The sequence below is a fragment of the Flavobacterium sp. W1B genome (assembly GCF_047344965.1).
Classification (GTDB): Bacteria; Bacteroidota; Bacteroidia; order Flavobacteriales; family Flavobacteriaceae; genus Flavobacterium.
The window spans coordinates 2,140,466-2,166,201 of the sequence record NZ_CP178845.1 but is presented as its reverse complement, the minus strand read 5'-3'; the positions used below and the strand labels follow the sequence as shown (position 1 = coordinate 2,166,201).

Annotated in this window: 18 protein-coding genes; 14 read left to right on the top strand and 4 right to left on the bottom strand. The window is 34.9% G+C overall.

Going from position 1 to position 25,736, the window contains the following annotated elements:
* Positions 1-9: 9 nt before the first annotated feature.
* Positions 10-819 (top strand): hypothetical protein, encoded by an 810-nt coding sequence (locus tag ACMDB5_RS09340; RefSeq protein ID WP_413997994.1) that lies wholly within the window; start codon positions 10-12, stop codon positions 817-819.
* Positions 820-837: 18 nt separating this feature from the next.
* Here the strand turns inward: ACMDB5_RS09340 and ACMDB5_RS09335 are convergent, their stop codons facing one another.
* A complete protein-coding gene (locus ACMDB5_RS09335) occupies positions 838-1,719 on the bottom strand; it encodes a helix-turn-helix domain-containing protein (protein WP_413997993.1) in 882 nt (293 codons plus the stop codon).
* A gap of 395 nt (positions 1,720-2,114) precedes the next feature.
* Between ACMDB5_RS09335 and ACMDB5_RS09330 the strand changes: the two genes are divergently transcribed.
* From ACMDB5_RS09330 to ACMDB5_RS09280, 11 genes are all read left to right on the top strand, one after another.
* A complete protein-coding gene (locus tag ACMDB5_RS09330; protein ID WP_413997992.1) occupies positions 2,115-3,620 on the top strand; it encodes an ankyrin repeat domain-containing protein in 1,506 nt (501 codons plus the stop codon).
* Positions 3,621-3,624: 4 nt separating this feature from the next.
* Positions 3,625-4,110 carry a DUF2271 domain-containing protein gene (locus tag ACMDB5_RS09325; RefSeq protein ID WP_413997991.1) on the top strand — a complete coding sequence of 162 codons (486 nt, stop codon included), beginning with the start codon at positions 3,625-3,627 and terminating at the stop codon, positions 4,108-4,110.
* 7 nt (positions 4,111-4,117) lie between these two features.
* Positions 4,118-6,316 (top strand): PepSY domain-containing protein, encoded by a 2,199-nt coding sequence (locus ACMDB5_RS09320; protein ID WP_413997990.1) that lies wholly within the window; start codon positions 4,118-4,120, stop codon positions 6,314-6,316.
* Positions 6,317-6,334: 18 nt separating this feature from the next.
* Positions 6,335-7,339, top strand: coding sequence for an FAD:protein FMN transferase (locus tag ACMDB5_RS09315; RefSeq protein WP_413997989.1), 1,005 nt, complete (start codon positions 6,335-6,337; stop codon positions 7,337-7,339).
* Between the two features lie 287 nt (positions 7,340-7,626).
* A complete protein-coding gene (locus ACMDB5_RS09310; protein ID WP_413997988.1) occupies positions 7,627-8,421 on the top strand; it encodes an MlaE family ABC transporter permease in 795 nt (264 codons plus the stop codon).
* A 1-nt stretch (position 8,422) separates the two neighbouring features.
* On the top strand, positions 8,423-9,202 hold the full coding sequence (locus ACMDB5_RS09305) for an ABC transporter ATP-binding protein (protein ID WP_413997987.1): 780 nt from the start codon (positions 8,423-8,425) through the stop codon (positions 9,200-9,202).
* A 3-nt stretch (positions 9,203-9,205) separates the two neighbouring features.
* The gene (locus ACMDB5_RS09300) at positions 9,206-10,183 is read left to right on the top strand and encodes an MlaD family protein (protein WP_413997986.1); all 978 of its coding nucleotides are present in this window, start codon (positions 9,206-9,208) and stop codon (positions 10,181-10,183) included.
* A complete protein-coding gene (locus ACMDB5_RS09295) occupies positions 10,180-10,506 on the top strand; it encodes a class I SAM-dependent methyltransferase (RefSeq protein WP_414000374.1) in 327 nt (108 codons plus the stop codon). The genes ACMDB5_RS09300 and ACMDB5_RS09295 overlap by 4 nt, the downstream gene beginning before the upstream one ends.
* A 340-nt stretch (positions 10,507-10,846) precedes the next feature.
* A complete protein-coding gene (locus ACMDB5_RS09290; RefSeq protein ID WP_413997985.1) occupies positions 10,847-11,485 on the top strand; it encodes a phosphatase PAP2-related protein in 639 nt (212 codons plus the stop codon).
* 153 nt (positions 11,486-11,638) lie between these two features.
* On the top strand, positions 11,639-12,454 hold the full coding sequence (locus ACMDB5_RS09285) for a phytanoyl-CoA dioxygenase family protein (protein WP_413997984.1): 816 nt from the start codon (positions 11,639-11,641) through the stop codon (positions 12,452-12,454).
* A 23-nt stretch (positions 12,455-12,477) separates the two neighbouring features.
* A complete protein-coding gene (locus tag ACMDB5_RS09280) occupies positions 12,478-13,251 on the top strand; it encodes an SDR family NAD(P)-dependent oxidoreductase (RefSeq protein ID WP_413997983.1) in 774 nt (257 codons plus the stop codon).
* A 148-nt stretch (positions 13,252-13,399) separates the two neighbouring features.
* On the opposite strand, the gene ACMDB5_RS09275 is transcribed toward ACMDB5_RS09280, so the two are convergent.
* Positions 13,400-14,305, bottom strand: coding sequence for a type IX secretion system membrane protein PorP/SprF (locus ACMDB5_RS09275; RefSeq protein WP_413997982.1), 906 nt, complete (start codon positions 14,303-14,305; stop codon positions 13,400-13,402).
* Positions 14,306-14,323: 18 nt separating this feature from the next.
* The gene (locus tag ACMDB5_RS09270) at positions 14,324-22,303 is read right to left on the bottom strand and encodes a fibronectin type III domain-containing protein (RefSeq protein ID WP_413997981.1); all 7,980 of its coding nucleotides are present in this window, start codon (positions 22,301-22,303) and stop codon (positions 14,324-14,326) included.
* A 482-nt stretch (positions 22,304-22,785) separates the two neighbouring features.
* Between ACMDB5_RS09270 and ACMDB5_RS09265 the strand changes: the two genes are divergently transcribed.
* On the top strand, positions 22,786-24,399 hold the full coding sequence (locus ACMDB5_RS09265; RefSeq protein WP_413997980.1) for a tetratricopeptide repeat protein: 1,614 nt from the start codon (positions 22,786-22,788) through the stop codon (positions 24,397-24,399).
* Between the two features lie 11 nt (positions 24,400-24,410).
* Here ACMDB5_RS09265 and ACMDB5_RS09260 read toward each other — a convergent pair whose 3' ends face one another.
* Complete coding sequence (locus tag ACMDB5_RS09260) at positions 24,411-24,977, bottom strand: DUF6642 family protein (protein ID WP_413997979.1); 567 nt, start codon at positions 24,975-24,977, stop codon at positions 24,411-24,413.
* 188 nt (positions 24,978-25,165) lie between these two features.
* On the opposite strand from ACMDB5_RS09260, the gene ACMDB5_RS09255 reads away from it, so the two are divergent.
* Positions 25,166-25,735: a pentapeptide repeat-containing protein gene (locus ACMDB5_RS09255; RefSeq protein ID WP_413997978.1), complete on the top strand. Its 570-nt coding sequence runs from the start codon at positions 25,166-25,168 to the stop codon at positions 25,733-25,735.
* The last annotated feature ends 1 nt before the right edge of the window (position 25,736 follow it).

Below are 25,736 nucleotides of genomic sequence, written 5' to 3'. Positions count from 1 at the left end.
TTAGAAATCATGAGAAAATTATTTAAAAGTAAAAAAACAGTACTAACGGCGATCATATTCCTGATTGCCTTTACTGCTTCCTATGGACAATTGAGCGCTCCAGGTCTTGGAAAAGGAAAAACCGCATCTTGGTTTGCTTTTGGTGTCAAACAATCATTAGACAGTTTGCAAAAGAAAGAATCAATGACTTATATTGGTATCGGAAGGAAAAGTACTCTTGACGACACGAATCCTTTTAATAAGATGGCTATTCTTGTGCTTAATCAGGAATTTTCTAACCGATATGCTAAAAATTGGCAATATTCATATGCCATAAGTTACAGGCGTCAAAATGAATATGAGTCTACAGCTCCATACGAAACTGCTGATCCGGCTATAAAACAAGAATTTCGTATTTATGGTAGATATTCCTATCTGACAGGAAATAACCGCCTTAAATGGAAAAACACTTTTCGACAAGAATACCGAAAATTCTTTAATCCCGATTTTACAAAAAGTGATGAAGATTATCAGTTTCGAACACGTCTAAAAACACAATTAAATGTAGATCTCGGAACTCAGAAATTACACCATATTATCGGTAGCGCCGAAGCATTATTCTCAATAAGTAAAGAACATAGTCCAAAAAGCGAATGGACAAAATTTGACTATAAAGAAAGTCGATTTGCCTTATATTATTCGCTGACACCACGTGAAATTCCTTTTACATTTGACTTTGGATACGCCTATAATCTAATCGGAAAAGGTGCTAAAACATCTGGTGTGCATTATCTGGCAATAGATGTAATCTGGAATAATCCGTTCGGAAAAACATTTTAGATTTCAACAATAAACGTGCTATTTTGCTATCTGCAATCGATAATCAGATGGCGAATAGCCCGTTACTTTTTTAAATAATCTCGAAAAATAGGACGGAGATTGATAATTCAACTCAAAGGCAATTCCGGCCACATCTCTCGAATTGTCCTGCAAGAGAATCTGGCTGTGCAGAATACTAATCTCGTTTATCCACTGTTTTGGTGGTTTTCCCGTGGCGTCTTTTACGCATTTATTCAGATAATTGTCTGATATATTTAATGCATCTGAATAAAAAGAGATGTTTTTATGCTTAATGTGTTCTTTCTGAACCAATTCACGGAAATGGAAAGAAATATAGCGAACACGAGAGAGCACTTCATTTCCTTTATTTTCTAAACGAATTATCTTTAATAAAATAGATTGAAATAAGGCTACACAAATTTCCATAACTCGATCGCTAGTAAACAATTCTTCCTCTAATAATTCAAACGCACGTACAATCCAATTAAACGATACCTCATTCAAAATTAAAAACGGCGAAGTATAGAAAAAGCTCAAATCATTCTTATTCAAAGCAATATCAGTGATAATTTCGTTTTCATATACTACAAAAAATCCTTCCACATCATCAGAAAGTTCTAATGTTGCCGTAAAATTTCCTTGTTTAATATTCAGTGCTTCATTAGCTTTTATCTCAAAAACTGAAGTTTCTAATTGCTGCTTCACATAGCCTTTGGTTACAAAAATTAAAAAATTAAAAGACGTCCGATAGGGATTAACCGGAATTACAATGCTTTTAAGATAATTCTCAATCCTGTAAACCTGTAGTTTCGATTCATTAAAAAGATCATGTGTAGACACCTTAGGAAGAAACAATTTCTTGTATTCGTAATTACTGATCAATTTTATAGATGATTTCATTTAGGCCGAGAAGTTATAACTTCAGCAAAGTTAAAAAGTACAGCATCTATAGTTTATCTATTAAGTGTTAAATATTCATTAATACTTCCTCGAATGCTATAAAACAATCATCATTTCTTTGATATGAAAACTTAGTAGCCATCTATCATTTATTTAGAAGAAAAAAAGTTACACCTAGAATTTGTTTCTTCTGATATATTGGAATGAAAGAATTTTCACAAAGTGTTTTTAAAAATTAAAAAAAAGCGATTGAAAATATAGTTTTAATTTCTATATTTGCCTTATTTTTATTTATTCTAAATAGGTTTTACATTTTTTAATCAAAATAAAGACTAGGATAAACAATCAAAATAAAGGATAGAAACCTATTATCAAAAAAACATTTATCAAATATCATGAAAAAAAATATTTTCATTTCTTTTGCATTTGCTGCTACTTTATTAGCTAGTGCACAGCAAAAAAACACATTATTAGAGCCGTCTTTTTGGAAAACCAACCCTGCTATAACGGCTGTTCAAGCTGAAATAGGCAAAGGTAATAATCCGTCAGAACTCAACGATAGATCTTTTGATCCAGTTGTTTATGCTATTAATGGCGATGCGCCAATAGAGACAATAAAATTTTTATTAGAGCAACCTGGAAATACCGTTAATAAGTCGACACACGACAGCCGTATTTACCTTCATTGGGCAGCTAGTAAAGGAAATACCGAAATTGTAAATTACCTGATTGCCAAAGGAGCTGATATAAATTCCGAAGACAGTAATGGGTCGGCTCCACTAATATTTGCAGCCAATAGCGGTCAAAATAATACAGCTATTTATGATACCTTTTTTAAAGCAGGAATAAATCCAAAGAAAAAATATAAGGACGGTGCCAATTTGTTACTTATTGCAATTCCAAATGACAAAGATCTAAGCCTTAGCAATTACCTAATCTCTAAAGGACTGTCTCTTAAAGATGTTGATAACAATGGGAATACAGCCTTTAATTATGCTGCTCGAAATGGAAATTTAAGCCTTTTAAAAACGTTGTTGCAAAAAGGAGTAAAATATACTGATAATGCACTTATTATTGCCGCACAAGGTTCTCGTCGTGAGTCTAATACTATCGAAGTTTACAAATACTTAGTAGAGGATTTAAAAATAAAACCAACAGCACTTTCTACAGAAGGAGAAACGGTACTTCATTTTCTAACAAATAAACCAAAACAAATTGAGATTATTAATTACTTTTTAGCAAAAGGAGTTGATGCCAATAAAGCTGATAAAGAAGGAAATACTCCTTTGATGAAAGCTGCAACAGCAAAAGATACTGAAGCATTAGAATTATTGATTCCGATCGTAAAAAATATCAATGTTCAAAATAATAAAGGCGAATCGGCATTAACTAAGGCTGTTCAATCAGAAACAGCAAATCCGGTAAAACTCTTATTAGATAAAGCTGCCGATGCAAAAGTGCTAGACAAAGATGGAAACAATCTAGGATATTACTTAATTCAATCCTACAAGCCACAAAGCGGTCGTGCTCCGGAAGCTGCCGGTCAAAAACAAGATCCTTTTACCGCTAAAATGGAATTACTACAAGATAAAGGACTAAACTTGGCTACAGCTCAAAAAGATGAAAGCACACTTTACCATTTAGCCGTATTAAAAAATGACTTAGTTCTATTAAAAAACATTAGTCTTTTAAACATTGATATAAATGCTAAAAACAAAGATGGTTTAACAGCTTTACACAAAGCTGCCATGATTTCTAAAGACGATACGATCTTAAAATATCTGGTTTCTATTGGTGCCAAAAAAGACATTATCACTGAATTTGACGAAAGTGCTTATGCCTTGGCAAAAGAAAATGAAACTTTAACCAAAAACAACATCTCTGTAGAATTTTTAAAATAAAAAAATGAAATCAATACTTAAAATATCATTAGTAGGTGCGCTACTATGCCTTTTATCTTTTCAGGCTACCGCACAAAGCAGTAAATACAAATGCATGCTACAAATGTCAAATTACATGGGAGAAGGCGCATATATTGTAGTATCACTCATCAACCCTAAAGGTGAATATGAAAAAACACTTTATGTAATGGGCGATGATAAAAAATGGTACAACACTCTTAAAGAATGGCATAAATTTCATTCTAAAAAACCTACGAATATCAGTGCCAAAACAGGCGCTTCAGTTACCGGAGGCGATCGCAGTATTACCACCATTGAAATTGAAGATTCTAAAATCAATACTGGTTACAAATTGCGTTTTGAGACAGCTGTAGAGGACCAAAAATACCATAAAGCAGATTTAGAAATGCCATTAACCTCTGCAGCAATTGCTGAAAAAGCAGAAGGTAAAGGTTATATTAGATATGTAAGATTAAGCAAAATTCAATAGCTAATAAATGACTCTTTCTTTTTGGCGTTACACACACTTGGCTTTGGCGGTGTTTTCTTCTTTATTTTTAGTTTTAGCATCTGTAACTGGTGCTATACTTGCAGTTGATGCGATTCAGGAGAAAATGCCTTCTTATCGAGTGGAAAATTTTGAGAAAATTACTTTGGATAGAACGTTGCCTATGCTTCGCTCAACATATCCTGAAATAACAGAAATAAGTATCGATCACAAGCAATTTGTAAGCTTGCAGGCTATTGATAACGAAGGAAACGACGTCAATGCTTATATCGATCCTTTGACAGGGAAAATTTTAGGTACACCACAAAAAAAAAGCGAATTTATCCAATGGATTACGGCACTTCATCGCTCTTTATTTCTGCACGAAGCAGGTCGTTTTTTTGTTGGATTTAGTGCCTTTCTGTTAGTACTAATTTCTATTTCCGGTTTCGCATTAGTGATCAACCGACAAAAAGGTTTGCGCAACTTCTTTTCTAAAATTATAAAAGATTATTTTGCACAATACTACCACGTTTTATTGGGCAGATTGGCGCTAATCCCTATCTTGATAATTGCCCTTTCGGGAACTTATTTATCGATGGTACGATTCAATCTTTTCGAAGATACCCAATCGAATCAAAGCATTGCTAAAACCGTTGGGGAATTGCCAATTTCGAAAAACGAAACGAAAATTTTTGATTTCAAAAACGCATTATTAACAGATGTTAAGAAAATAGAATTCCCCTTTTCAGATGATCCCGAAGACTATTATACATTTGAGTTGAAAGATCGAAAAATAGAAGTTGATCAATTTACAAATGCCATCATTAGCGAAAAACATTTCCCGATGTCGGCCGTTTTATCCGATTTGAGTCTTGACTTACACACGGGTCGTGCAAGTATTATTTGGGCAGTGATTTTAGCAATAGCCTGTTTGAATATTCTGTTTTTCATTTATTCCGGTTTTGCAATGACACTCAAACGAAGAGCCAGTCGCATTAAAAACAAGTTCAAAGCCGAAGAAAGTAAATTCATCTTATTAGTAGGTTCGGAAAACGGAAGTTCTCTGCGATTTGCCAATGCCATTCTAAAACAATTAACAGCTAATGGAGAAAAAGCTCATATCGCTCAGCTGAATAATTACAGTCTTTATCCAAAGGCAGAACATCTGATTATTTTTACCTCAACTTACGGATTAGGAGATGCACCATCTAATGCGAGTAAATTTGTATCATTAATCAGTCAAAGCAAGCAACAGCAAAAAATTAATTTTTCTGTTATTGGTTTTGGTTCAAAAGCTTATCCGGATTTTTGCGGTTATGCAAGTCAGATCGATAACTTATTGGTGCAAGAAACTTGGGCGGAACGCTTTCTGGATTTGCAAACTGTAAATGATAAATCTGCCGAAGAATTTGTCAATTGGGTAAAATTATGGAGTGCCAAAACCGAAATTCCTCTTGCTACCACTCCATCTTTGTACAATAATATCCCAAAAGGTTTGGAGAAAATGATGGTTCTTGAAAAAACTACTATTTCAGATACCGATCAAACATTTCTACTCACCTTGCGTGCCGGAATGAGAACAAAATTCACTTCGGGTGATCTTTTAGCAATTTATCCCGCAAACGACAACAGAGAACGATTGTACTCTATAGGAAATAGCAAAGGGAACATTCAGCTTGCTGTAAAATTACATCCATCGGGTTTAGGCTCTAGTTATTTATATAATATGGAAGTTGGAACTGTCATAAAAGCAAGAATCATTAACAACAATGCTTTTCATTTTCCTAAAAAAGCATCCAAAGTAGCACTCATTTCTAACGGAACTGGGATTGCTCCTTTTCTGGGAATGGTAGAACAAAACAAGAAAAAAACTGAAATTCATCTCTATAGTGGCTTCCGAATGGAAACCGAAACCACCTTACACTATCAAAAATTTGCTTCAAAAATGATAGAAAAGCAAAGATTGAAAAATTTTAATTTGGCGTATTCGCGTGAAGCAAACCACCATTATGTAATGGATCTTATCAAGCGAGATGCTGATTTTTTTACTAATTTACTGCTGAATGGTGGCGTTATAATGATTTGTGGCTCACTGGCGATGCAACAGGATGTCGAAAAAGTTATTGAATCTATATGTATGGCCAAAAATAACACCTCAATTTCTTATTTCAAAGCTAACGGGCAAATACTAACAGACTGCTATTAGTATTAAAAAAAAGAGAATATGCAACTTGATATTAAATTATTGTCCAAAAACACAATCGCTATTGCGCTGTTATTGTTCTGTTTTATCAGCAACGCCCAAACCTTACGAAAAAGAACAACCATGCTTATGGGGGGGCGTTTTGATATTACAATTGTAGCAAAAGATTCTTTATCGGCAGAACAAAATATAGATAGCGTTATTTCTGAAATAACAAGAATAGAAAATTTAATTTCTGATTGGAAACCTACTTCTCAAGTGTCCGAAGTCAATAAAAATGCAGGAATCCGTCCCGTAAAAGTGGATCCGGAAGTTTTTCAATTGACGCAAAGAGCACTTCATTTATCTGAAATTACCAACGGTGCTTTTGATATCAGTTTTGCCGCCATGGACAAACTATGGAAATTTAACGGTTCTATGACCGAAATGCCATCTGCCGAAGCAATTCAGAAATCGGTAGAAAAAGTAGGATACAAAAACATTATTTTAGATAGTGTACAATCTACCATTTTCCTAAAACTTAAAGGAATGAAAATTGGATTTGGAGCCTTAGGAGAAGGTTATGCAACCGATAAATGCCGAAATATGATGATAGCACAAGGCATCAAAGCTGGAATTGTAAACGCAACCGGAGATATGAGTACCTGGGGTATGCAGCCAAATGGCAAACCTTGGAACATTGGTATTACCAACCCTTTTCGTCCTGACAAAATTTCAAAAATTATCCATTTAAAACAGGGAGCAGTTACAACGTCTGGCTCGTACGAAAAATTTGTCGTTTTTGATGGCAAACGTTATTCTCATATTATCAATCCATCTACAGGTTATCCATCTACGGGTTTATGTAGTGTAACCGTCTTGGGTCCAAATGCCGAAACAGCCAATGGTTTGAGTACTTCAATAATGGTTTTGGGTAAAAAAAATGGAATTGAATTAATTAATAAATATCCCGATTACGGTTTCTTAATGATTACAGATAAGGGCAAAATTATTAAATCCAAAAAATTTGGCTCACTAAAAAAGTAAACACTTTGCTTTACAGTTTTGAAGAATTCGCATAATTATACAAACCTAACTTCATATTCTATGTAGCTTTTGTTTGTAAATCCACTTCATAAAAAAGGATCAAAGTCCTTTGCTTTTTATAGTTATTCAACTAAGCACCAACACCTTTGAAACAAATAATATAAAAATTACAACTTTATTTTTGTAAATTTATAACACTATTCAATATAGATAAATTCATTCAAAAAAAATATTTTTTGCAGATTCAGATTATGAGATAGAATGATAATATAATAAAGCACTCTAAAATGAATACTATCGGAACAAAAAAACATTTGTTTTCAAAAGGAATAGATTCTTATTTAGAAGGCGTTTACCAAGGCTATCAATTTACTGCTCGCTTTTTTAAAGAAGCATTTAGACCTCCTTTTCATTGGCGCGAAATTATTAATCAGTGTTTCGAAGTTGGATTAAAATCACTTTCATTAATAACGCTTACCGGATTTATTGTTGGTATCGTTTTTACAAAACAATCGCGACCTTCTTTAGAAACTTTTGGAGCTGTTTCCTGGTTGCCTTCATTAATGGGAATAGCCATTATCAGAGCTCTAGGTCCATTGGTAACAGCATTAATTTGTGCGGGTAAAGTAGGTTCAAGTATTAGTGCTGAATTGGGTTCTATGAAAGTTACCGAACAAATTGAAGCCATGGAAGTATCGGCAATTAATCCTTTTAAATACTTGGTAGTTACCCGGGTACTTGCAACAACAATTTCTATTCCTATTCTGTCATTGTACTGCAGCTGCATCGGACTTTTGGGATCTTATTATAATGTTCATTCCGAAGAAGCTACCAGTTTAGTAATTTTCTATAAAAATGCTTTTTCTAATATTTCTTTTTTAGACATTTTTTCATCGCTGGTCAAATCCATTGTTTACGGATTTACCATTGGAATTATAGGTTGTTACAAAGGATTTAATGCCACACAAGGAACTCGTGGCGTTGGCAAGGCAACGAATCAAGCCGTAGTACTTGCCATGTTCCTTATCTTTTTTGAAGAAGTTATTATTGTACAGGTCGTTAATTGGATTCGATATTTTTAAAATGGAAAAAGACAAAATACAACATACTATTAACAAGGAAGAAACGGTAGTAATCATTAGTGAATTGCATAAATCCTTTGGCGAATTAGAGGTTTTAAAAGGCATCGACTTGACTGTTTATAGAGGTGAAAATATTGCGGTATTGGGCAAATCCGGTTCTGGTAAATCAGTCTTGATAAAAATTATCGTGGGATTATTGAAACAAGACAAAGGCGAAGTAACAGTCTTAGGAAAGCAAGTCGATAAACTACACGGAAAAGAATTAGACGAATTGCGGTTGCGAATTGGATTTTCTTTTCAAAATAGCGCTTTATATGATAGTATGAATGTCTATCAAAATCTGGCATTTCCGTTGAGAATGAATGTAAAACATCTCACTAAAAAACAAGTAGATAATGCGGTTGAAGAGGCACTGGATGCAGTAGGTTTAAAAGACAAAATAAAGGAAATGCCGGCAGATCTTTCCGGAGGACAACGCAAGAGAATAGGCATTGCAAGAACATTGATTCTTAAGCCCGAAATAATGCTATACGATGAACCTACCGCCGGATTAGACCCAATTACCTGTGCTGAAATTAATGACCTTATTATCGAAGTGCAACAAAGATATAAAACCACTTCAATTATTATTACCCACGATCTTACCTGCGCCAAAAATACCTGTGACCGCATCGCCATGTTGATTGATGGAAATTTTTTGAAAGTCGGAAAATTTGAAGACGTTTTAAACTTAGATAATGAACAAGTAAAAGAGTTTTTTGCATATAATTTTATACAATAAGCCATGAACGAATCACCAAATAAACGCGCTATAATTGTAGGTCTTTTTATTTTTTTAGGATTAGTTTTTCTAATTGTGGGAATTCTAATGGTAGGTAATTTGCATGAAACTTTCAAAAAAAAAATGCAGCTAGTTACTCTTTTCGATAACGTAAATGGGCTTCAAAAGGGAGATAATATTTGGTTTTCAGGCGTCAAAATAGGCACTGTAGGCAAAGTAAGCATCAATGATAAAACCTATGTTTTAGTAAACTTAAATGTTGAAAAAAACGCTCAAAATTATATTCGCAAAGATGCCAAGGTCAAAATAAGTACTGATGGACTTATAGGGAACAAAGTTATTGTTATTTATGGCGGTACTTCAAAGTACGATGCTGTGCAAGAAGGTGACACCTTATCAGTTGAAAAATCAATTTCAACTGAAAATATTTTGAATACTTTACAGAAAAACAATGAAAATATTCTAGCTATCACAACCGATTTTAAATCCATCAGCAAAAAACTAACCACCAGCGAAGGAACAATTGGGAAATTATTGAACGATAATACCTTATACAACAACATCAATTCGGCAACTGTATCGCTTAATGATGCTTCTGCAAAAGCAAAAGAATTAATCGGTTCCCTTAGTAATTTCAGTTCAAAATTAAATAAAAGAGGAACTCTTGCCAATGAATTAGTAACAGATACAATCGTTTTTAGTTCAATCAAAAAATCAGCTTTACAATTGCACCAAATGTCCGAAGCAGCTAATTTATTTGTAACCAATCTAAAAGAAGCGAGCAACAATCCCAACACTACTATTGGCGTTTTGTTACAGGATGAAGAGACGGCTCTCTATTTGAAAAAGACAATAAAAAATTTGGAAAGTAGTTCCGAAAAATTAGATGAAGATCTTGAGGCTGTTCGACACAATTTTCTATTAAAAGGATATTTTAAAAAGAAAGCCAAAGAAGCTAAAAAAACACCCGCTAAAGAATAAAATTAGATTTAAAACCCGACCTGAAAGTACTTGATATTGGTTGTGGTTGGGGAGGATTTCCCTGTTATGCTGCAAAGAATTACAAAGTAAATGTAGTAGGAATGACTATTTCGAACGAACAGAAGAAATTAGCTATCGAAAGATGCAGGAATTTAAATGTAGAAATTCGATTTCAAGATTATAGAGATATCGATGAAAAGTTTTACCGCGTCGTTTCTATCGGAATGCTGGAGCATGTAGGGCCTAAAAATTACGGAAAATTCATCGATATGATTTACCGAAATTTAACCGAAAAAGGTGATGTCATGGAAAGAAAATTTTAAAAATTCCTAGGAAACGCTAAGCCTAGATTACGACACTACTTTTTACAGAATGTGGAATTATTATTTGTGTACTGCAGCTGCTTCTTTCCGATCACGACGTTTGAACTTGTGGCAAATCATTTTGACAAAACAAAGTTTTTATCAACAATACGAATCCATCCGATTTTAATTTACTTGATTATACTTTAAATAATTTGAATTGCTCATCTATGACAGTTCTTTTGTGAATGGTTTTTTACGACAACAAAAAACTCTAAAAATCAATATATTAGTTAATTTACAATGTTTTTTGGACTTAAAAATGAATTAACGTAAATTAGTTCATTTCTAAACGCAAAATATGACTAATAGTAATAGCTTTTCTTTTAAAAAAAATTGGAGTAATGCTTTCGCTTCCAGCAGTTATTGCAAACAGCTATCTATTAGTATTGGGTCAATTCTTATTATTCTAGCCTTTTTTCCATGGTTTTTCCAAACAATCGAAGCTAGAAACGGTATTTTACTAAACGATTGGTTACTCAACCTGATTCCAGCTCATAATGTATCTTTAGCTATTTTTATCTGTATATGGGCTTCGGCCATTTTGATTCTTGTCCGGTCAATCCAGAACCCTCAAATTCTTCTCACTTTTCTATCGGCCTATGTCATCTTATGTTTATCACGTATTATCAGCATTAGTTTAGTACCATTAAACGCCCCTACTGGATTAATTGCCTTAGCGGATCCATTAAGTAATGCTTTTTATGGCTCTAAATTCATCACCAAAGATCTATTTTTCTCGGGGCATACTGCCACTGTTTTTTTAATGGGATTGTGTTTAGTTAACAAAAAAGAGAAAATTATCGTTTTTGTGGTAACCTCAGCAGTTTCCATCTTATTATTAATTCAGCACGTACACTATACTATTGATATTGTTGCGGCTCCGATTTTTACTTATTTAATATGGCGATTAGCCAAAAAAATAACCCAACAACATTAAACTAAAATTATTTTTAACAAAGAAAATTCTCATTAAATTTTCTGCCAAAAGCTAAATTCATTATATTTGATAAGTACAAAAAAAAAAATTACCTAAGCTGTAGTTAATTATAAATACACAACGGTAAAGCTAAGCACGAGATGGATCAGAATTATGAAAAAACTAGACTGTCCCAATTTCACCCTAGGAAATGAAATCACTCCAGAACAAGTTTCTTATTTTAACCAATATGGAATTATTAAATTCCGTAATTTCTTTCCAAAATCCACTGTACAATTACTTTTAGAAGAAGCTTCCCGAATTGAAAAAAAATGGCTTGAAGATGGTAGGGATAAAGTAAATGGGATTCCACTGAAATTTGGAAAGGATGAATATGACAACAAAACAATCCAGCGTTTTTGTTTCCTTTCAAAAGAAAGCGAGATGCTACATGATTTATTGAAAGATTCCCGTTTACAAGCTTTAATAGATTTATTACAGCCCTATGAGGGTCGAATTGGCGAAGATGAAAAAGACGGCTTGGTGCTTAACAATTATATTAGAACTCCAAATAGCTCCTTTTCGCAAATGGGTTGGCATACTGATTGCCCTAGGGATTTCTTTTTAGGTCAAAAAATGATGCCCATGTTAAATGTAGGTATCCATTTAGATAATTGTCCATACGAAAATGGCGGATTAAGGGTACTTGCCGGTACGCATAAACAAAATATGCTACATCTATTATTTGGTAAAAAATATTTTGTCGACCATACTCCTGACCCAGATGAAGTAGGTTTTGACATCGATGCAGGTGATTTGACAGTTCATGATGGACGAATTTGGCATCGGGTACAACAATCACCCCATTTTGGCGAAAAAAGCCGACGGAGAGTAATGTATGTTCCCATCATTACCGGAAAATACAATCCAAAATCCGAAAACAGTAAAACTCCTTTTTATCACTGGTTTACCCGAAAAGTACATCGATAAATAGTTAATAAAAATCTAAACAGATGACCTACGCCCTTATTACCGGTGCCAGCAAGGGTATTGGTAAAGCCATTGCCGAAGAATTAGCAAACCGAAAATACAATTTACTTTTAGTTGCCCGTTCTGGTGATGAATTAAAAAAAATAGCTGCTAATCTCTCCGAAAAACATCAAATAAAAGTGGAATATCTGGCCATCGATCTATCTATAAATGACAGCGCCAATCAAGTATATCATTGGTGTGAAAATAATAATTATCAGGTTCATATTCTAATAAATAACGCCGGATACGGACTCAGCGGCTTCTTTAAGTTATCTTCTATTAATGATAATATGAACATGATGCTCTTAAACATGAATACCTTGGTTCAAATGTGTCAGCTGTTTTTACCAATGCTAAATCAACAAAAACAAGCTTATATCCTCAATATAGCCAGTACGGCTGCTTATCAAGCAGTTCCGGGATTGAGTTTATACGCCGCTACGAAGGCTTTTGTTTTAAATTTCAGCAGAGGACTCCGTCACGAATTATTAGGCTCTTCCGTTTCGGTCACTTCCGTTTCCCCTGGAGCTACCGATACCGGTTTTGCTTTTAGAGCAAAAGTGGGGGAAAAAGCACTAAAAGCTGCCGAAAAACTAAACATGACTCCTGAGCAGGTAGCCAAAATAGCCTTAAATGGAATGTTTGCTAAGAAAGCTGAAATTGTAACTGGATTTGTCAACCAATTAGGAGTTTTCTTTGCCTGGCTTTTGCCAAAATCGATTCTAGAACGAGTAGCCGGAAATTTGTATAAATAAGCTAATTCGAACTATGATTGATTTTATTTAAAATTGAATCCACTTTTTCTTAACGATATTTCTTCGCTAGTTAATATATCCAAAACTTGAAAATAAAATAAATTTAAATTATTATTAAAAACCAATATTGTTCGTCGAATCCGTAAAACTACAACTGCCATTGCCTGAAAAGCTCTTTCGGACGCTTAAAGGTATATTTTAAGTAAAATTGGTGCGAACTTGGAGCATATTTAGCCAGTGCATTAATGTTGTAATCATAGGCATAGCCCGCTTGAAAATCTTCCAAAAGTTCAAAGCCAATTAAACCGGTGATGGCATTATCCCAACGATAAGATGCTCCAAAACGAAATACTTCTCGGTATTCAAAATTAAAAGCAAAATCAATTGCTAAAGGAGCATCCTCAACATACTTGGCCAATATTGATGGTTCAAAAACCAAATCGCTGTTCAACTCCATATTATAACCTGTGTTGAAAAAAACATTAGGTGATTTTGAAACCGTCACTCCACCTATTGTTGGATTGTAAGTTTCTTTAATAAAATTAGGAGTAGAAACACCAATATACCAATTAGCGGTATTGAATAAAAACCCAACACCCACTCTTGGCGATATTTTATTTTCGATATTATTGGCAAAACTAACATCCGTATTATCATCTAAATCAAGTCTTGAATAATCGACATTCAGATTACTAAAACCGCCTTTTAGACCAAAGGTTAACATGTTTATTTCGCCAAGATAAAGGGTATATGAGTAATCCGCCGCAAGGGTAAACTCATCTGTAACTCCAATTTTTTCACTCAAAACGTTAACGGCCATTCCCGTATTAACGGAAAGTGGCGCATTTACATTTAAGTTTATACTTTTAGGAGCTCCGTCCATACCTGAGAACTGACTTCTGTTAAGAAGTAAAACACTTCCGTCAAAGAAGCCTCCAAAGGCTGGATTAAAAATAGATCTATTTAATTTATAATCAGAAAACTGAGGATTCTGTTGCGCCTTTACCGAAAATAAAGCAGCAATAAATAGAATATAGAGGTATTTAAATTTCATTTTTTTCTTTTCTGTAAATTAATAGGTTAAATGCAAGAATCCTGTTTTAACAATAGGTTTCCCATCGTTGTTGGTAAAGTTAAATGCATAATAATAGGTTCCTATAGAAAGTAATGTCCCACTTGATTTATATCCAGTGTTAGAATAACCACTAAATACATTTCCGTTTAAACCATATCGTTCCGTTTTGTAAACCAACGCTCCCGTACTATTAAAAATTTCAATCGTATTATCAGTGAATTGAGTAACACCTTCAACGGATAAATAATCATTTTTCCCATCTCCATTGGCAGATATTCCATTGTGTATTCTAACATCACAATAACGTTGAATGACTTCAACCTCTAATCGTTGTGCACTTTCACAGTTTTCTCCCAAATAAGCAGCATAGTATCTTTTGTTATTTTCAAGTGGAGTTGTAAAATCTAATGGAGTTCCTCCTGTAGCTGCGTCATACCAAACCACTTCTCTTTGATCGGTTTTCAAATCAATTATAGTTGCTTTTTTCTCCGTACAAGAATATTGTATTGCTTCACCGGTAGGAATTGCTGCGTCATTTACAATAACAGATACAGGCACACGCTCACTATAACAATTTCCAATCGCTGCAGCTACATAATAAGTACCTGATATTAGTCTTGTCGTAACCGACAAAACCGTGGTAGTAGTTGCATTGGCGTACCATTGAACGTTTTGATTGTTTATTGCAATGTCAGCAACAACAGGCTCATCAATTGCACAAAACTCTTGATTTGAAACTACTTGCACTGTTGTGTTTGGAATAGTCACATTAACAGCTGTCCTAAGCACACTCTCACAACCGTTTAACGTTTGAGAAGCATAATAGATCTTAGTTTCTAAAACTTCTGAAATAACTAAAGCGCTTCCGCCAGTTGCAACATCGTACCATTTTATAGCCGTTCCCGTAGCTGTTAAATCTCCAACTGTTTTGCCCTCTGCAATACAGAATTCTTGGGCTGTTGCAGTTGGAGCAGCCGTATTGTGAATAGTAACTATTACTGGCGTTCTATCCACACTTTCACAACCGTTTAAAGTTTGCGTTGCATAATAAATCTTCATCGTTAAAACTTCTGAAATAGCTAAAGCACTTCCGCCAGTTAGAGCAGCATACCATTTAATAGCAGTTCCTGTTGCAACTAAATTAGCTATAGTGCTATTATCAGCAATACAGAATTCTTGGGCTGTTGTTATTGGAGCAGCCGTATTGTGAATAGTAACATTAATTGGAGTTCTGCCTACACTTTCGCATCCGTTTAAAGTTTGAGAAGCATAATAGATCTTCGTCGTTAAAACTTCTGAAGTTGCTAAAACACTTCCGCCAGTTGCAACATCGTACCATTTAATGGCAGCTCCTGTAGCTGTTAAATCTCCAACTGTTTTGCCTTCTGCAATACAGAATTCTTGGGCTATTGCCATTGGAGCAGCCGTATTGTGAATGGTTACATTAACCGGAGTTCTGCTTACACTTTCGCATCCGTCTAAAGTTTGGGTAGCATAATAGATCTTAGTTTCTAAAACTTCTGAAATAGCTAAAGCACTTCCGTCAGTTAGAGCATCGTACCATTTAATAGCAGTTCCCGTAGCTGTTAAATCTCCAATGGTTTTATCCTCTGCAATACAGAATTCTTGAGCTGTTGCCATTGGAGCAGCCGTATTGTGAATAGTAACATTAATTGGAGTTCTGCTTACACTTTCGCATCCGTTTAAAGTTTGAGAAGCATAATAGATCTTCGTTTCTAAAACTTCTGAAATAGCTAAAACACTTCCGCCAGTTAGAGCATCGTACCATTTAATAGCAGTTCCTGTTGAAACTAAATTAGCTATAGTGCTATTTTCTGCAATACAGAATTCTTGGGCTGTTGCCATTGGAGCAGCCGTATTGTGAATAGTAACATTAATTGGAGTTCTACCTACACTCTCGCATCCATTTAAAGTTTGCGTTGCATAATAAATCTTCGTCGTTAAAACTGTAGTTCCTGCTAAAGCGCTTCCACCAGTTGCAACATCGTACCATTTAATGGCAGCTCCTGTAGCTGTTAAATCTCCAACTGTTTTGCCTTCTACAATACAGAATTCTTGGGCTATTGCCATTGGAGCAGCCGTATTGTGAATGGTTACATTAACCGGAGTTCTGCTTACACTTTCGCATCCGTCTAAAGTTTGGGTAGCATAATAGATCTTAGTTTCTAAAACTTCTGAAATAGCTAAAGCACTTCCGTCAGTTAGAGCATCGTACCATTTAATAGCAGTTCCCGTAGCTGTTAAATCTCCAATGGTTTTATCCTCTGCAATACAGAATTCTTGAGCTGTTGCCATTGGAGCAGCCGTATTGTGAATAGTAACATTAATTGGAGTTCTGCTTACACTTTCGCATCCGTTTAAAGTTTGAGAAGCATAATAGATCTTCGTTTCTAAAACTTCTGAAATAGCTAAAACACTTCCGCCAGTTAGAGCATCGTACCATTTAATAGCAGTTCCTGTTGAAACTAAATTAGCTATAGTGCTATTTTCTGCAATACAGAATTCTTGGGCTGTTGCCATTGGAGCAGCCGTATTGTGAATAGTAACATTAATTGGAGTTCTACCTACACTCTCGCATCCATTTAAAGTTTGCGTTGCATAATAAATCTTCGTCGTTAAAACTGTAGTTCCTGCTAAAGCGCTTCCACCAGTTGCAACATCGTACCATTTAATAGCAGCTCCTGTAGCTGTTAAATCTCCAACTGTTTTGCCCTCTGCAATACAGAATTCTTGAGCTGCTGCTATTGGAGCAGCCGTATGGTGAATAGTAACATTCACTAATGTTCTTCCTACACTTTCGCATCCGTTTAAAGTTTGCGTTGCATAATAAATCTTCGTCGTTAAAACTGTAGTTCCTGCTAAAGCGCTTCCACCAGTTGCAACATCGTACCATTTAATAGCAGCTCCTGTAGCTGTTAAATCTCCAACTGTTTTGCCCTCTGCGATACAGAATTCTTGAGCTGTTGCTATTGGAGCAGCCGTATTGTGAATAGTAACATTCACTAATGTTCTACCTACACTTTCGCATCCGTCTAAAGTTTGCGTTGCATAATAGATTTTAGTTTCTAAAACTTCTGAAATAGCTAAAGCACTTCCGCCAGTTAGAGCATCGTACCATTTAATAGCAGCTCCTGTAGCTGTTAAATCTCCAACTGTTTTGCCTTCTGTAATACAGAATTCTTGAGCTGTTGCAGTTGGAGCAGCCGTATTGTGAATGGTAACATTAATCGGAGTTCTACCTACACTTTCGCATCCGTCTAAAGTTTGCGTTGCATAATAAATCTTCGTTGCTAAAACTTCTGAAGTTGCTAAAACACTTCCGCCAGTTGCAACATCGTACCATTTAACAGCAGTTCCCGTAGCTGTTAAATCTCCAATGGTTTTATCCTCTGCAATACAGAAACTTTGATAGCTTGCTGTTGGAGCAGCCGTATCGTGAATCGTAACTATTACTGGCGTTCTACCTACACTCTCACAACCGTTTAACGTTTGAGAAGCATAATAAGTCATTCCTGTAGTTAAAGCTGTCGTACCTGCTAAAGCTGTTCCGCCTGTGGCAGCGCTATACCATTTAACAGCAGTACCAGCTGTTGTGCTTAAATCAGCTACCGTTTTATTATTTGCTATACAGAAACTTTGATCGTTTGCTGTTGGAGCAGCCGTATTGTGAATGGTAACGACTACTGGTGTTCTACCCACACTCTCACAACCGTTTAACGTTTGAGATGCGTAATAAGTGGTTCCTGTAGTTAAAGCAGTCGTAACAGCTAAAGCGGTTCCGTCTGTGGCATCATCGTACCACTTAACAGCAGTACCGCTTGTTGTGGTTAAATCAGCTACCGTTTTATTCTCCGCAATACAGAATTCTTGAGCCGCTGCTGTTGGAGCAGTTACTAAAGCAGGTTCTGCTACTGTAATCTCTTTTTCTTCACTACACCCCTTTGCATCGGTAACAATTACAGTATATATTCCTTTAGGTAATCCTGTCACTGTTGCTGTAGTTTTCGCATTGGCATCATTCCATAAATAGGAATATGGACCTGTTCCTCCTAAGATATCTAATGAAATAGAACCATCACTCTGCCCAAAACAACTAACATCATTGACTGTTTTATCTATGACTATTTCATCAAGTTGATTAGTACTTATATTACCTGTTATTGAATTATTTTGAGAATCCGTCACTGTTACTGAATAATCTCCAACCATTAAATTGGTTATTTCACGAGTAGTTGCTCCGTTATTCCATAAATAAGTATAAGGAGGTAACCCTCCTGTTGGCTCAACTTTTGCAATACCATTTGAAGAATTGAAACAAACATCCGTTTTACTAATATTAGCTATTAGTGGAGATAGTGTAGTGAAATTCACACTTACAATATCTGACTGAATATTATTAAGACTCTCATTTACTGCTACGTAGTACAACGTATAATCTGTAGTTGGTACAAGTCCTGTTATTTGAAAAGTACTATTTGCATTCGGAATAATAATTTTATTTTCTGAATCCACAACCAAAACCCCTTGATAATCAGTTCCTGTTATAATTTCAGCCGCTGTTGGTGCTAAGGCTCCATTAGGAACAATAACGTAATAACCATGAACTTCTTGATTAGTTGTTGGTTTGAATACTGCAGAATTTATTTTTATGTTTGAGACTGCTCCACTAGCATTAACCACTTGTGTAATAATTTCTTCTATTTCTGTTAACAAACCTGCAGCATAATACACATCGTATTCTTCGCTTTCATTAGGGGCTAAATCACCCAGTCTTGTATATATAGCATAACATCCATCATTCGTATTCAACTTTGGAGAAGTATATGGATCTATGGTTTCGAATGCAGTACTATACGATCCCATTAGGGTATTTGATTTGGCGTTTGTTGTATAAAAAAAGGCTCCTTCTTGGTTTGATTCAATTTTTAAAAAAGACGAACGATCTGAAATGTTGTTAATAGGCAAAAATTCATTATTTACAACATTACCTTTTGTTTTAGTCGTTGTATCGTCATCTCCAATCCAATCATCTTGCGCACCAAACCAACTCCTTACATTTGTAATTGTTGAGGAGCTCATGTTTTTTACTGAACAAGTAACCACTAAATAGTTACTACTTCGTTCTAGTTTATACGTATATTTTATTTGCAATAATTTTCCATCAATTGTTGTGTACCCGGTAGCAATAATTTCCCCATAACCCTTATTGGTTGCAGTAACAATATAATTAGAATAATCAAAACTAATATTATTAAGTACTGGATCAGCTACAATATTTCCATTAGTATTCCATTCATTTGCTCCGGCACCATTTATACCAATAGCATTCTTAAAAGATCTATTACCATAGGTCAACTGGACCCAATTATTTGTAGCGGTATTATAATAAAAAGGCTGCTTCATAATGGCGTTACTATTGATTGAAGTTACACTACCATCACCTATACGCATTTTATTATTATTTAAAATAACTGGAGGTCCATCAATAAAAAATGAAGTAGAAACTATACTTGAAAAATCACCTCCTCCACAATTTGATTTAATATAAAAAGTATAAGTAATACCAACAGGAAGATTTGAAATATTTAAACTAGTACTACTAATTACTGTTAGGGAACCTTCTTGAAAAAGTCCTACAGAACCGCTCCCCATTGTACCAGAAGTTCTAATCTCGTATTCGTAACTAGCAGTTGGGCTAGCCAAAGCATTAGCAGTCAAAGAAATGGTACCGGTAGAAGTGGTAACTGCTGAAAAAGAAACTGACGTTACCTCCAAACAAGTTGGAGACTCCTCTACCAATATATCTCCTATGTACAAAGATCCTGATTGATACCCATTCGTATTTGCTTGAAATCCTATGAAATAAACACCCGATGTAGTAGGTGTAAAATCAATTGTTTTTTCAACTGTAGCAGCCGATGTACCTGTGGTCACGTTAAACAAGTCCGTAGTCATTGCGGTATTGATTGCACCAGCTCCATAACTCACTTTTAATTTTTCTACAGAACCTGAATCTTTATATTTGAATTTCAGTCGGTAATTTTGTCCTGCCGTCAAGTTCAAACCTTGCGTATACAACCAATCATTGGCTGCATTGTTGTAATTACTAATATATACCATTGCTTTTTCAACAAAGCCCGTCGGAATAGTATTAGTACTTTGCCATGTTCTACTATCATTATTGACATCTTGAACCGTCACACAATCAGGAATTGCTGGAATTATCGCGGCATCAATAGGCATTGTATAGGGTACATTGGTGGCCGTACAGAGCGTAGTAAATGAAACGGCATCCGACCATGAACTAAAACCATTCGCGTCGCAATTCGCTCTCACATATACCTTATACGTTGAATTGGGGGCTAAATTAGTAATCGCAGCTGTTGTAACTCCAGCGGCTGTTGTACTTGCCGTTACCAAACCGTCAGCACCACTTTCGGGAGCTCCAGAAGTTCTGATTTCATACTCGTAACTAGTAGTTGGGCTAGCCAAAGCATTTGCACTCCAGGAAATGGTAGCAGTAGAATTGGTAACTGCCGAATAAGAAACTGCTGTAACCTCCAAACAAGTTGGGGACTCCTCTACCGATATATCTCCTACGTACAAAGATCCTGATTGATACATATTCGTATTTGCTTGAAATCCGATGTAATAAACACCCGATGTTGTGGGGGCAAAATCAATTATTTTTTCAACAGTCGTACTCGATGTACCTGTGGCCAAGTTAAATAAGTCCGTAATCATTGCGGTATTGATTGTACCAGATCCATAACTTACTTTTAATTTTTCTACAGCACCTGAATTTCTATATTTAAATTTCAGTCGGTAATTTTGTCCTGCCGTCAAGTTCAAGCCTTGCGTATAAAACCAATCATTGGCAGTATTATTAGAAGAATATACCATTGCTTTTCCGGTAAACCCAGTCGGAGTAGTTGTACTTCTCCATGTATTACTATCACTATTGGCATCTTGAACCGTCACACAATTAGGAATTGCTGGAACTGTCACCGCATCAATAGGCATTGTATACGGTACATTTACAGCATCGCAGTGAGTAGTAAATGAAACTACATTTGACCAAGAATTAAAATCATTCGCTCCACAATTCGATCTAACAAATACATTATACGTCCTATTAGGATCTAAATTTGTAATAGCCACTGTTGTAACTCCAGCAGCTGATGTATTTGCTTCTACCAAACCTGTGGCTCCGCTACCGGGAGCGCCAGAAGTTCTTATCTCGTATTCGTAACCAGCGGCCGGGTTAGACAAAGAAGCCGTCCAGGAAATAGTGGCAGAAGTAGCCAAAATATCCGAAACAATTATATTGTTTGGCTTTAAACAATTCGCTTTTATACCCGTGAATTGAATTTGAGCTATTTGTGCTTGAGAATAAATAGCACTAGCCGTTGGGTTGTTATCATCAACAGTAAAGCCATATGCCAATATACCTCTATTTCCAGAAGTAGAAGGTGTATAAGAAGCAAAATAAGGATATGAAACACCGTCACTCTTTTGGAAAACCGCTACCACTAAATTATCCGTACCATTATAATTGAAAGGCACAACCAAATCAATTGTGAACCACTGATTATTTGCGGTAATAGAAACAACACCTGAAAAGACAGAAGTAAGAGCTGCTGGAGCTATAAAATCACTCGCACTTGAAAAAGAAGTTTTAGTAGTATGCCCCAAATAAACGACCAAGTCATTAAATCCTGAAGCATCCTCGGCACCACTGGTTATTTTCCATTTAATTTGTGTAATTGGCCCAGCAATACCCTCTTCATTTTGATATTCACTAGCCAATACAATTTGCTGAGTATACGAATTACCATACCACTTATCGTAAACAGGAAATATGTCAGTAGTACTTGTACTGCCTGAGCCAATATGTATTTGTGCATTTAAGGTAAAAAACAATAAGCTAAATATTAATACGTAAAGTTTCTTCATCTATTCTATTTTATAATTTTGATTTATTAAAAGTAACAGAGACTCTTAGAATCTCCCAAATCAACTTGTTTACTAGCCAGCCACAAATTCTCACACATCTCCATTTAGAACAACAGTAAAAAGATTTTTTGATTCATAGTGGTAGTTGAGATTAAATCTATTTGAGTCACTACAGTCTTTAAAATAATTTAGGAACACAAAAATACTACAACAAGTCACCTACACATACAAGAGAAAGGGGGACAAATGGGGGACATTTTTAGCATTAATTCCTATAAAATCAATATTTTAGAAAAAACACCTCTTTTGCAAGTAGCTAATTTTTACTATCTTCGTTATCTCAAATCAGAAAAATAAGATAAAAGTAAATGCTCTCTAAAAAGACTTATTGTTTTTTGCTATTGTTTTTTGTTGCTCATCTACAGTCTCAAAACCTTAGTATTCCGTCAACAAAAAATGAAATTAAAAATATTGAAGCAATTTTGCTCCAGCAAAAGCATTTTGAAAAAGACAGTATTGCCTTAAAAAAGTACCTCCAGCCTCTAGCTAAAACACCTCTTCTTAGTGTTCTTCATCAAGCCTTACTTGCTAACGGTTATAGTAACTACTATGACCGAATCAACAAACGAAGTGATTATTATTATTTGCAATCCATAAGCAATGCGGCTCAAATCAAGAATCTCCCACTAGAGATATGGACCCAGCTAAACTATGTAAGCTACCTTTATCATTATTTGGATTATACTAATATGACTCCCCAACTATTAGAAGTCTTCGCCAAAATGAAGAATATAACGCCCAACGAAATGATTTTTCCGGGAGAATCTTTCAAAAAAATAGGCTGGATTATGCAAACCATCGGCGATTATGAAGAAGCCTCGCACTATTTAAAGTTGGCACAAACCTATACCTCTAAGAACACTTCAGAATACGCCAGTATTACAGATGCCATAGGTATAAACTATCTGAATACTAACCATCTTCAAAAAGCAATATCCTATTTTAATGAGGCTGCTAAACAATCCAAAAAAATTAAAGACAGCCTACGCTATGCCAAAGTCTTGGGGAATCTTGCCCGAGTATACCAAAAAAAGGGAGACTTTAAAAAAGCAATCTCCCTAATCAAAGAAGATATTGCCATTTCGGAATATTGCCAAAGTCATCAAAACACCATGTTTGCTTCAATTATATTGGCTCAATTATATCTTGACACCAATAATCTTGAAGCGGCTGACGCTGCATTGAAAAAAGCCGAGGCAATTTCACTATCAAAATCCTATTTTAAAAATTCGGAATTAAGTATTGTCAAACTCAAATTAGCACTCTTACAAAAACTCCATAAAACCGATAACGAACTGGAACTTAGAAGACGAATGAGCATTCTGGAAAACTCCATAAAAACAAAAAATGGTTCCTTAGTAATAAACAATGTAAACTGGATAATTGAGAAAACAAAATTCCAGCAAAAGCTTGATCAAACTAATGCCCAATACAAACAAGAATCTTTTCATAAAAACATTTACGCCTTTATAGCGCTATTGCTAATTTTGTTAGCTTTTTTCATTTATCTAAACTTCAAAAAACAACTAAAAAACAAACAACTCGAATACAAACAAAAGGCAATAGCAATGGAATTGGAAAAGCTGAAAATAGAGCAAAAACTGGTTCTGGCTCATGATAATCTAAATGCTCAAATTGACTATTTAAAAAACAAGAATGTACAAATCAAGAAATTAAAAAATGAAATTGAGCATTTAAAACAATCCCCATCCGATAATCTAGAAAAGAAAAAAGGAAAACTTAATGCTTTGTTAGAATCGCATTTAATGACCGAAAGCAATTGGAATATCTTTAAACGGGAATTTCAAAAAGAGCATTCAGAGTTCTACAATATGTTGCTGACTGAATTTCCGGAGCTCACGGACTCCAATATCAGGATATTATTGTTGCAAAAATTGAATTTCAGCAACAATGAAACTGCAGAACTCTTAGGGGTCACTACAGAAGCTATTAAAAAATCGAAACAACGCCTCAAGAAAAAATTAGGAGCAAAATCTGATATGTTATTCGACCATATCAGCGTTAAATCTGCCTAGTATATTAGCTTTTAATAATAGAGTGTAAATCCCATTGTGCTACACAAAGCATAATGACGCGCATACAATTCCTCTACTATTTCTACAACATCATCATATTGCTGGCACAATCCAAAGAATTCATTATCAATAATACTGCTCAAAACAGGCACCTTTTTATTATAACCCGAAACAGCTCTTGCACCTGTTACATCTAAGAAATACTGCGCTTCTTCCTCATCCAAATCCAATAGTTTGGTATTGGCAAAATGCAAAATCTTACCGCTAAGTTTTCCTTCAAAGAACTCTGCTATTTCACCAAGGCTATAATAGTAATCATCCAAAACAATGGCATTTCCTTCTCCTTCAAAAACCAGATATAAAATTTCATAATCCTTAAAATTGCGGTCGGCATAAAGTAAAGCGCTCAAACTTTCCTCCAGACTTTCAATACTGTCGCAGGTTTTATAGATATTAGTGATTCTCTGATGCAGAGCTAAATTTTCTAACGAACGAAAAATAACGCTCGAACCGGGAGCGCTTATATCTTTTACGCCTTCCAGGCAAAAGAGTTTTAAGTTTTCTGAATTGTCGTACATCGCTAATTGATTGTTGTATTTGGAATAGAATTTTGTAATTTAAAAATCAATATTACAAAAATTGGCTGATTTTAGCTGCGAATTTCCCTTTTATGTTCCGCAAGAAACTTAAGATTTACAAATAAGAAATTAATCAATTTTTTATTTCTAGTTTAGCCTATATTTACCAAACTTTACATCTCTTAAAAATGCCCGATTACAACCTTGACTTACAATACAATGACATTACTTATGGGATTGAGGAAGTCAATTTCAAGGAATATGAATCCTGTGTTTTTAACAATTGCGATTTTTCGCAATGCAATTTTATAGCTGTCACATTTATAGATTGTAGTTTCAACAATTGTAATTTCAATAATTCTAAAATAAATCACGTTGCTTTAAGAACTGTATCTTTTAATAATTGCAAAATAAAAGACGTTAACTTTTCCATGTGCGACAAACTCATTTTTGAAATTCATTTTAAGGATTGCGTTTTGGATTTCTCTAAATTTTATACCTTGAAAATGAAAGGAACCACGTTCACCAATTGCAGACTTATTGCGGTTGATTTTATGAGTACGGACTTGACCGAGGTTCTTTTTAACAATTGTGATTTGTATCGTTCTGAATTTGAAAAAGCTATTGCTAACAAAGCTGATTTTAGAACCAGCTACAACTACTCTATCGATCCGATGAAAACAAAACTCAAAAAAGCACAGTTTTCTTTAGAAGGTCTAAAAGGATTATTGACTAAATACGATATCGTGGTTCAATAAG

Bases quoted from the DNA above. Each gene is read 5' to 3' on its own strand.
- ACMDB5_RS09340 (WP_413997994.1), top strand. From the start codon at position 10: ATGAGAAAATTATTTAAAAGTAAAAAAACAGTACTAACGGCGATCATA.
- ACMDB5_RS09335 (WP_413997993.1), bottom strand. From the start codon at position 1,719: ATGAAATCATCTATAAAATTGATCAGTAATTACGAATACAAGAAATTG.
- ACMDB5_RS09330 (WP_413997992.1), top strand. From the start codon at position 2,115: ATGAAAAAAAATATTTTCATTTCTTTTGCATTTGCTGCTACTTTATTA.
- ACMDB5_RS09325 (WP_413997991.1), top strand. From the start codon at position 3,625: ATGAAATCAATACTTAAAATATCATTAGTAGGTGCGCTACTATGCCTT.
- ACMDB5_RS09320 (WP_413997990.1), top strand. From the start codon at position 4,118: ATGACTCTTTCTTTTTGGCGTTACACACACTTGGCTTTGGCGGTGTTT.
- ACMDB5_RS09315 (WP_413997989.1), top strand. From the start codon at position 6,335: ATGCAACTTGATATTAAATTATTGTCCAAAAACACAATCGCTATTGCG.
- ACMDB5_RS09310 (WP_413997988.1), top strand. From the start codon at position 7,627: ATGAATACTATCGGAACAAAAAAACATTTGTTTTCAAAAGGAATAGAT.
- ACMDB5_RS09305 (WP_413997987.1), top strand. From the start codon at position 8,423: ATGGAAAAAGACAAAATACAACATACTATTAACAAGGAAGAAACGGTA.
- ACMDB5_RS09300 (WP_413997986.1), top strand. From the start codon at position 9,206: ATGAACGAATCACCAAATAAACGCGCTATAATTGTAGGTCTTTTTATT.
- ACMDB5_RS09290 (WP_413997985.1), top strand. From the start codon at position 10,847: ATGACTAATAGTAATAGCTTTTCTTTTAAAAAAAATTGGAGTAATGCT.
- ACMDB5_RS09285 (WP_413997984.1), top strand. From the start codon at position 11,639: ATGAAAAAACTAGACTGTCCCAATTTCACCCTAGGAAATGAAATCACT.
- ACMDB5_RS09280 (WP_413997983.1), top strand. From the start codon at position 12,478: ATGACCTACGCCCTTATTACCGGTGCCAGCAAGGGTATTGGTAAAGCC.
- ACMDB5_RS09275 (WP_413997982.1), bottom strand. From the start codon at position 14,305: ATGAAATTTAAATACCTCTATATTCTATTTATTGCTGCTTTATTTTCG.
- ACMDB5_RS09270 (WP_413997981.1), bottom strand. From the start codon at position 22,303: ATGAAGAAACTTTACGTATTAATATTTAGCTTATTGTTTTTTACCTTA.
- ACMDB5_RS09260 (WP_413997979.1), bottom strand. From the start codon at position 24,977: ATGTACGACAATTCAGAAAACTTAAAACTCTTTTGCCTGGAAGGCGTA.
- ACMDB5_RS09255 (WP_413997978.1), top strand. From the start codon at position 25,166: ATGCCCGATTACAACCTTGACTTACAATACAATGACATTACTTATGGG.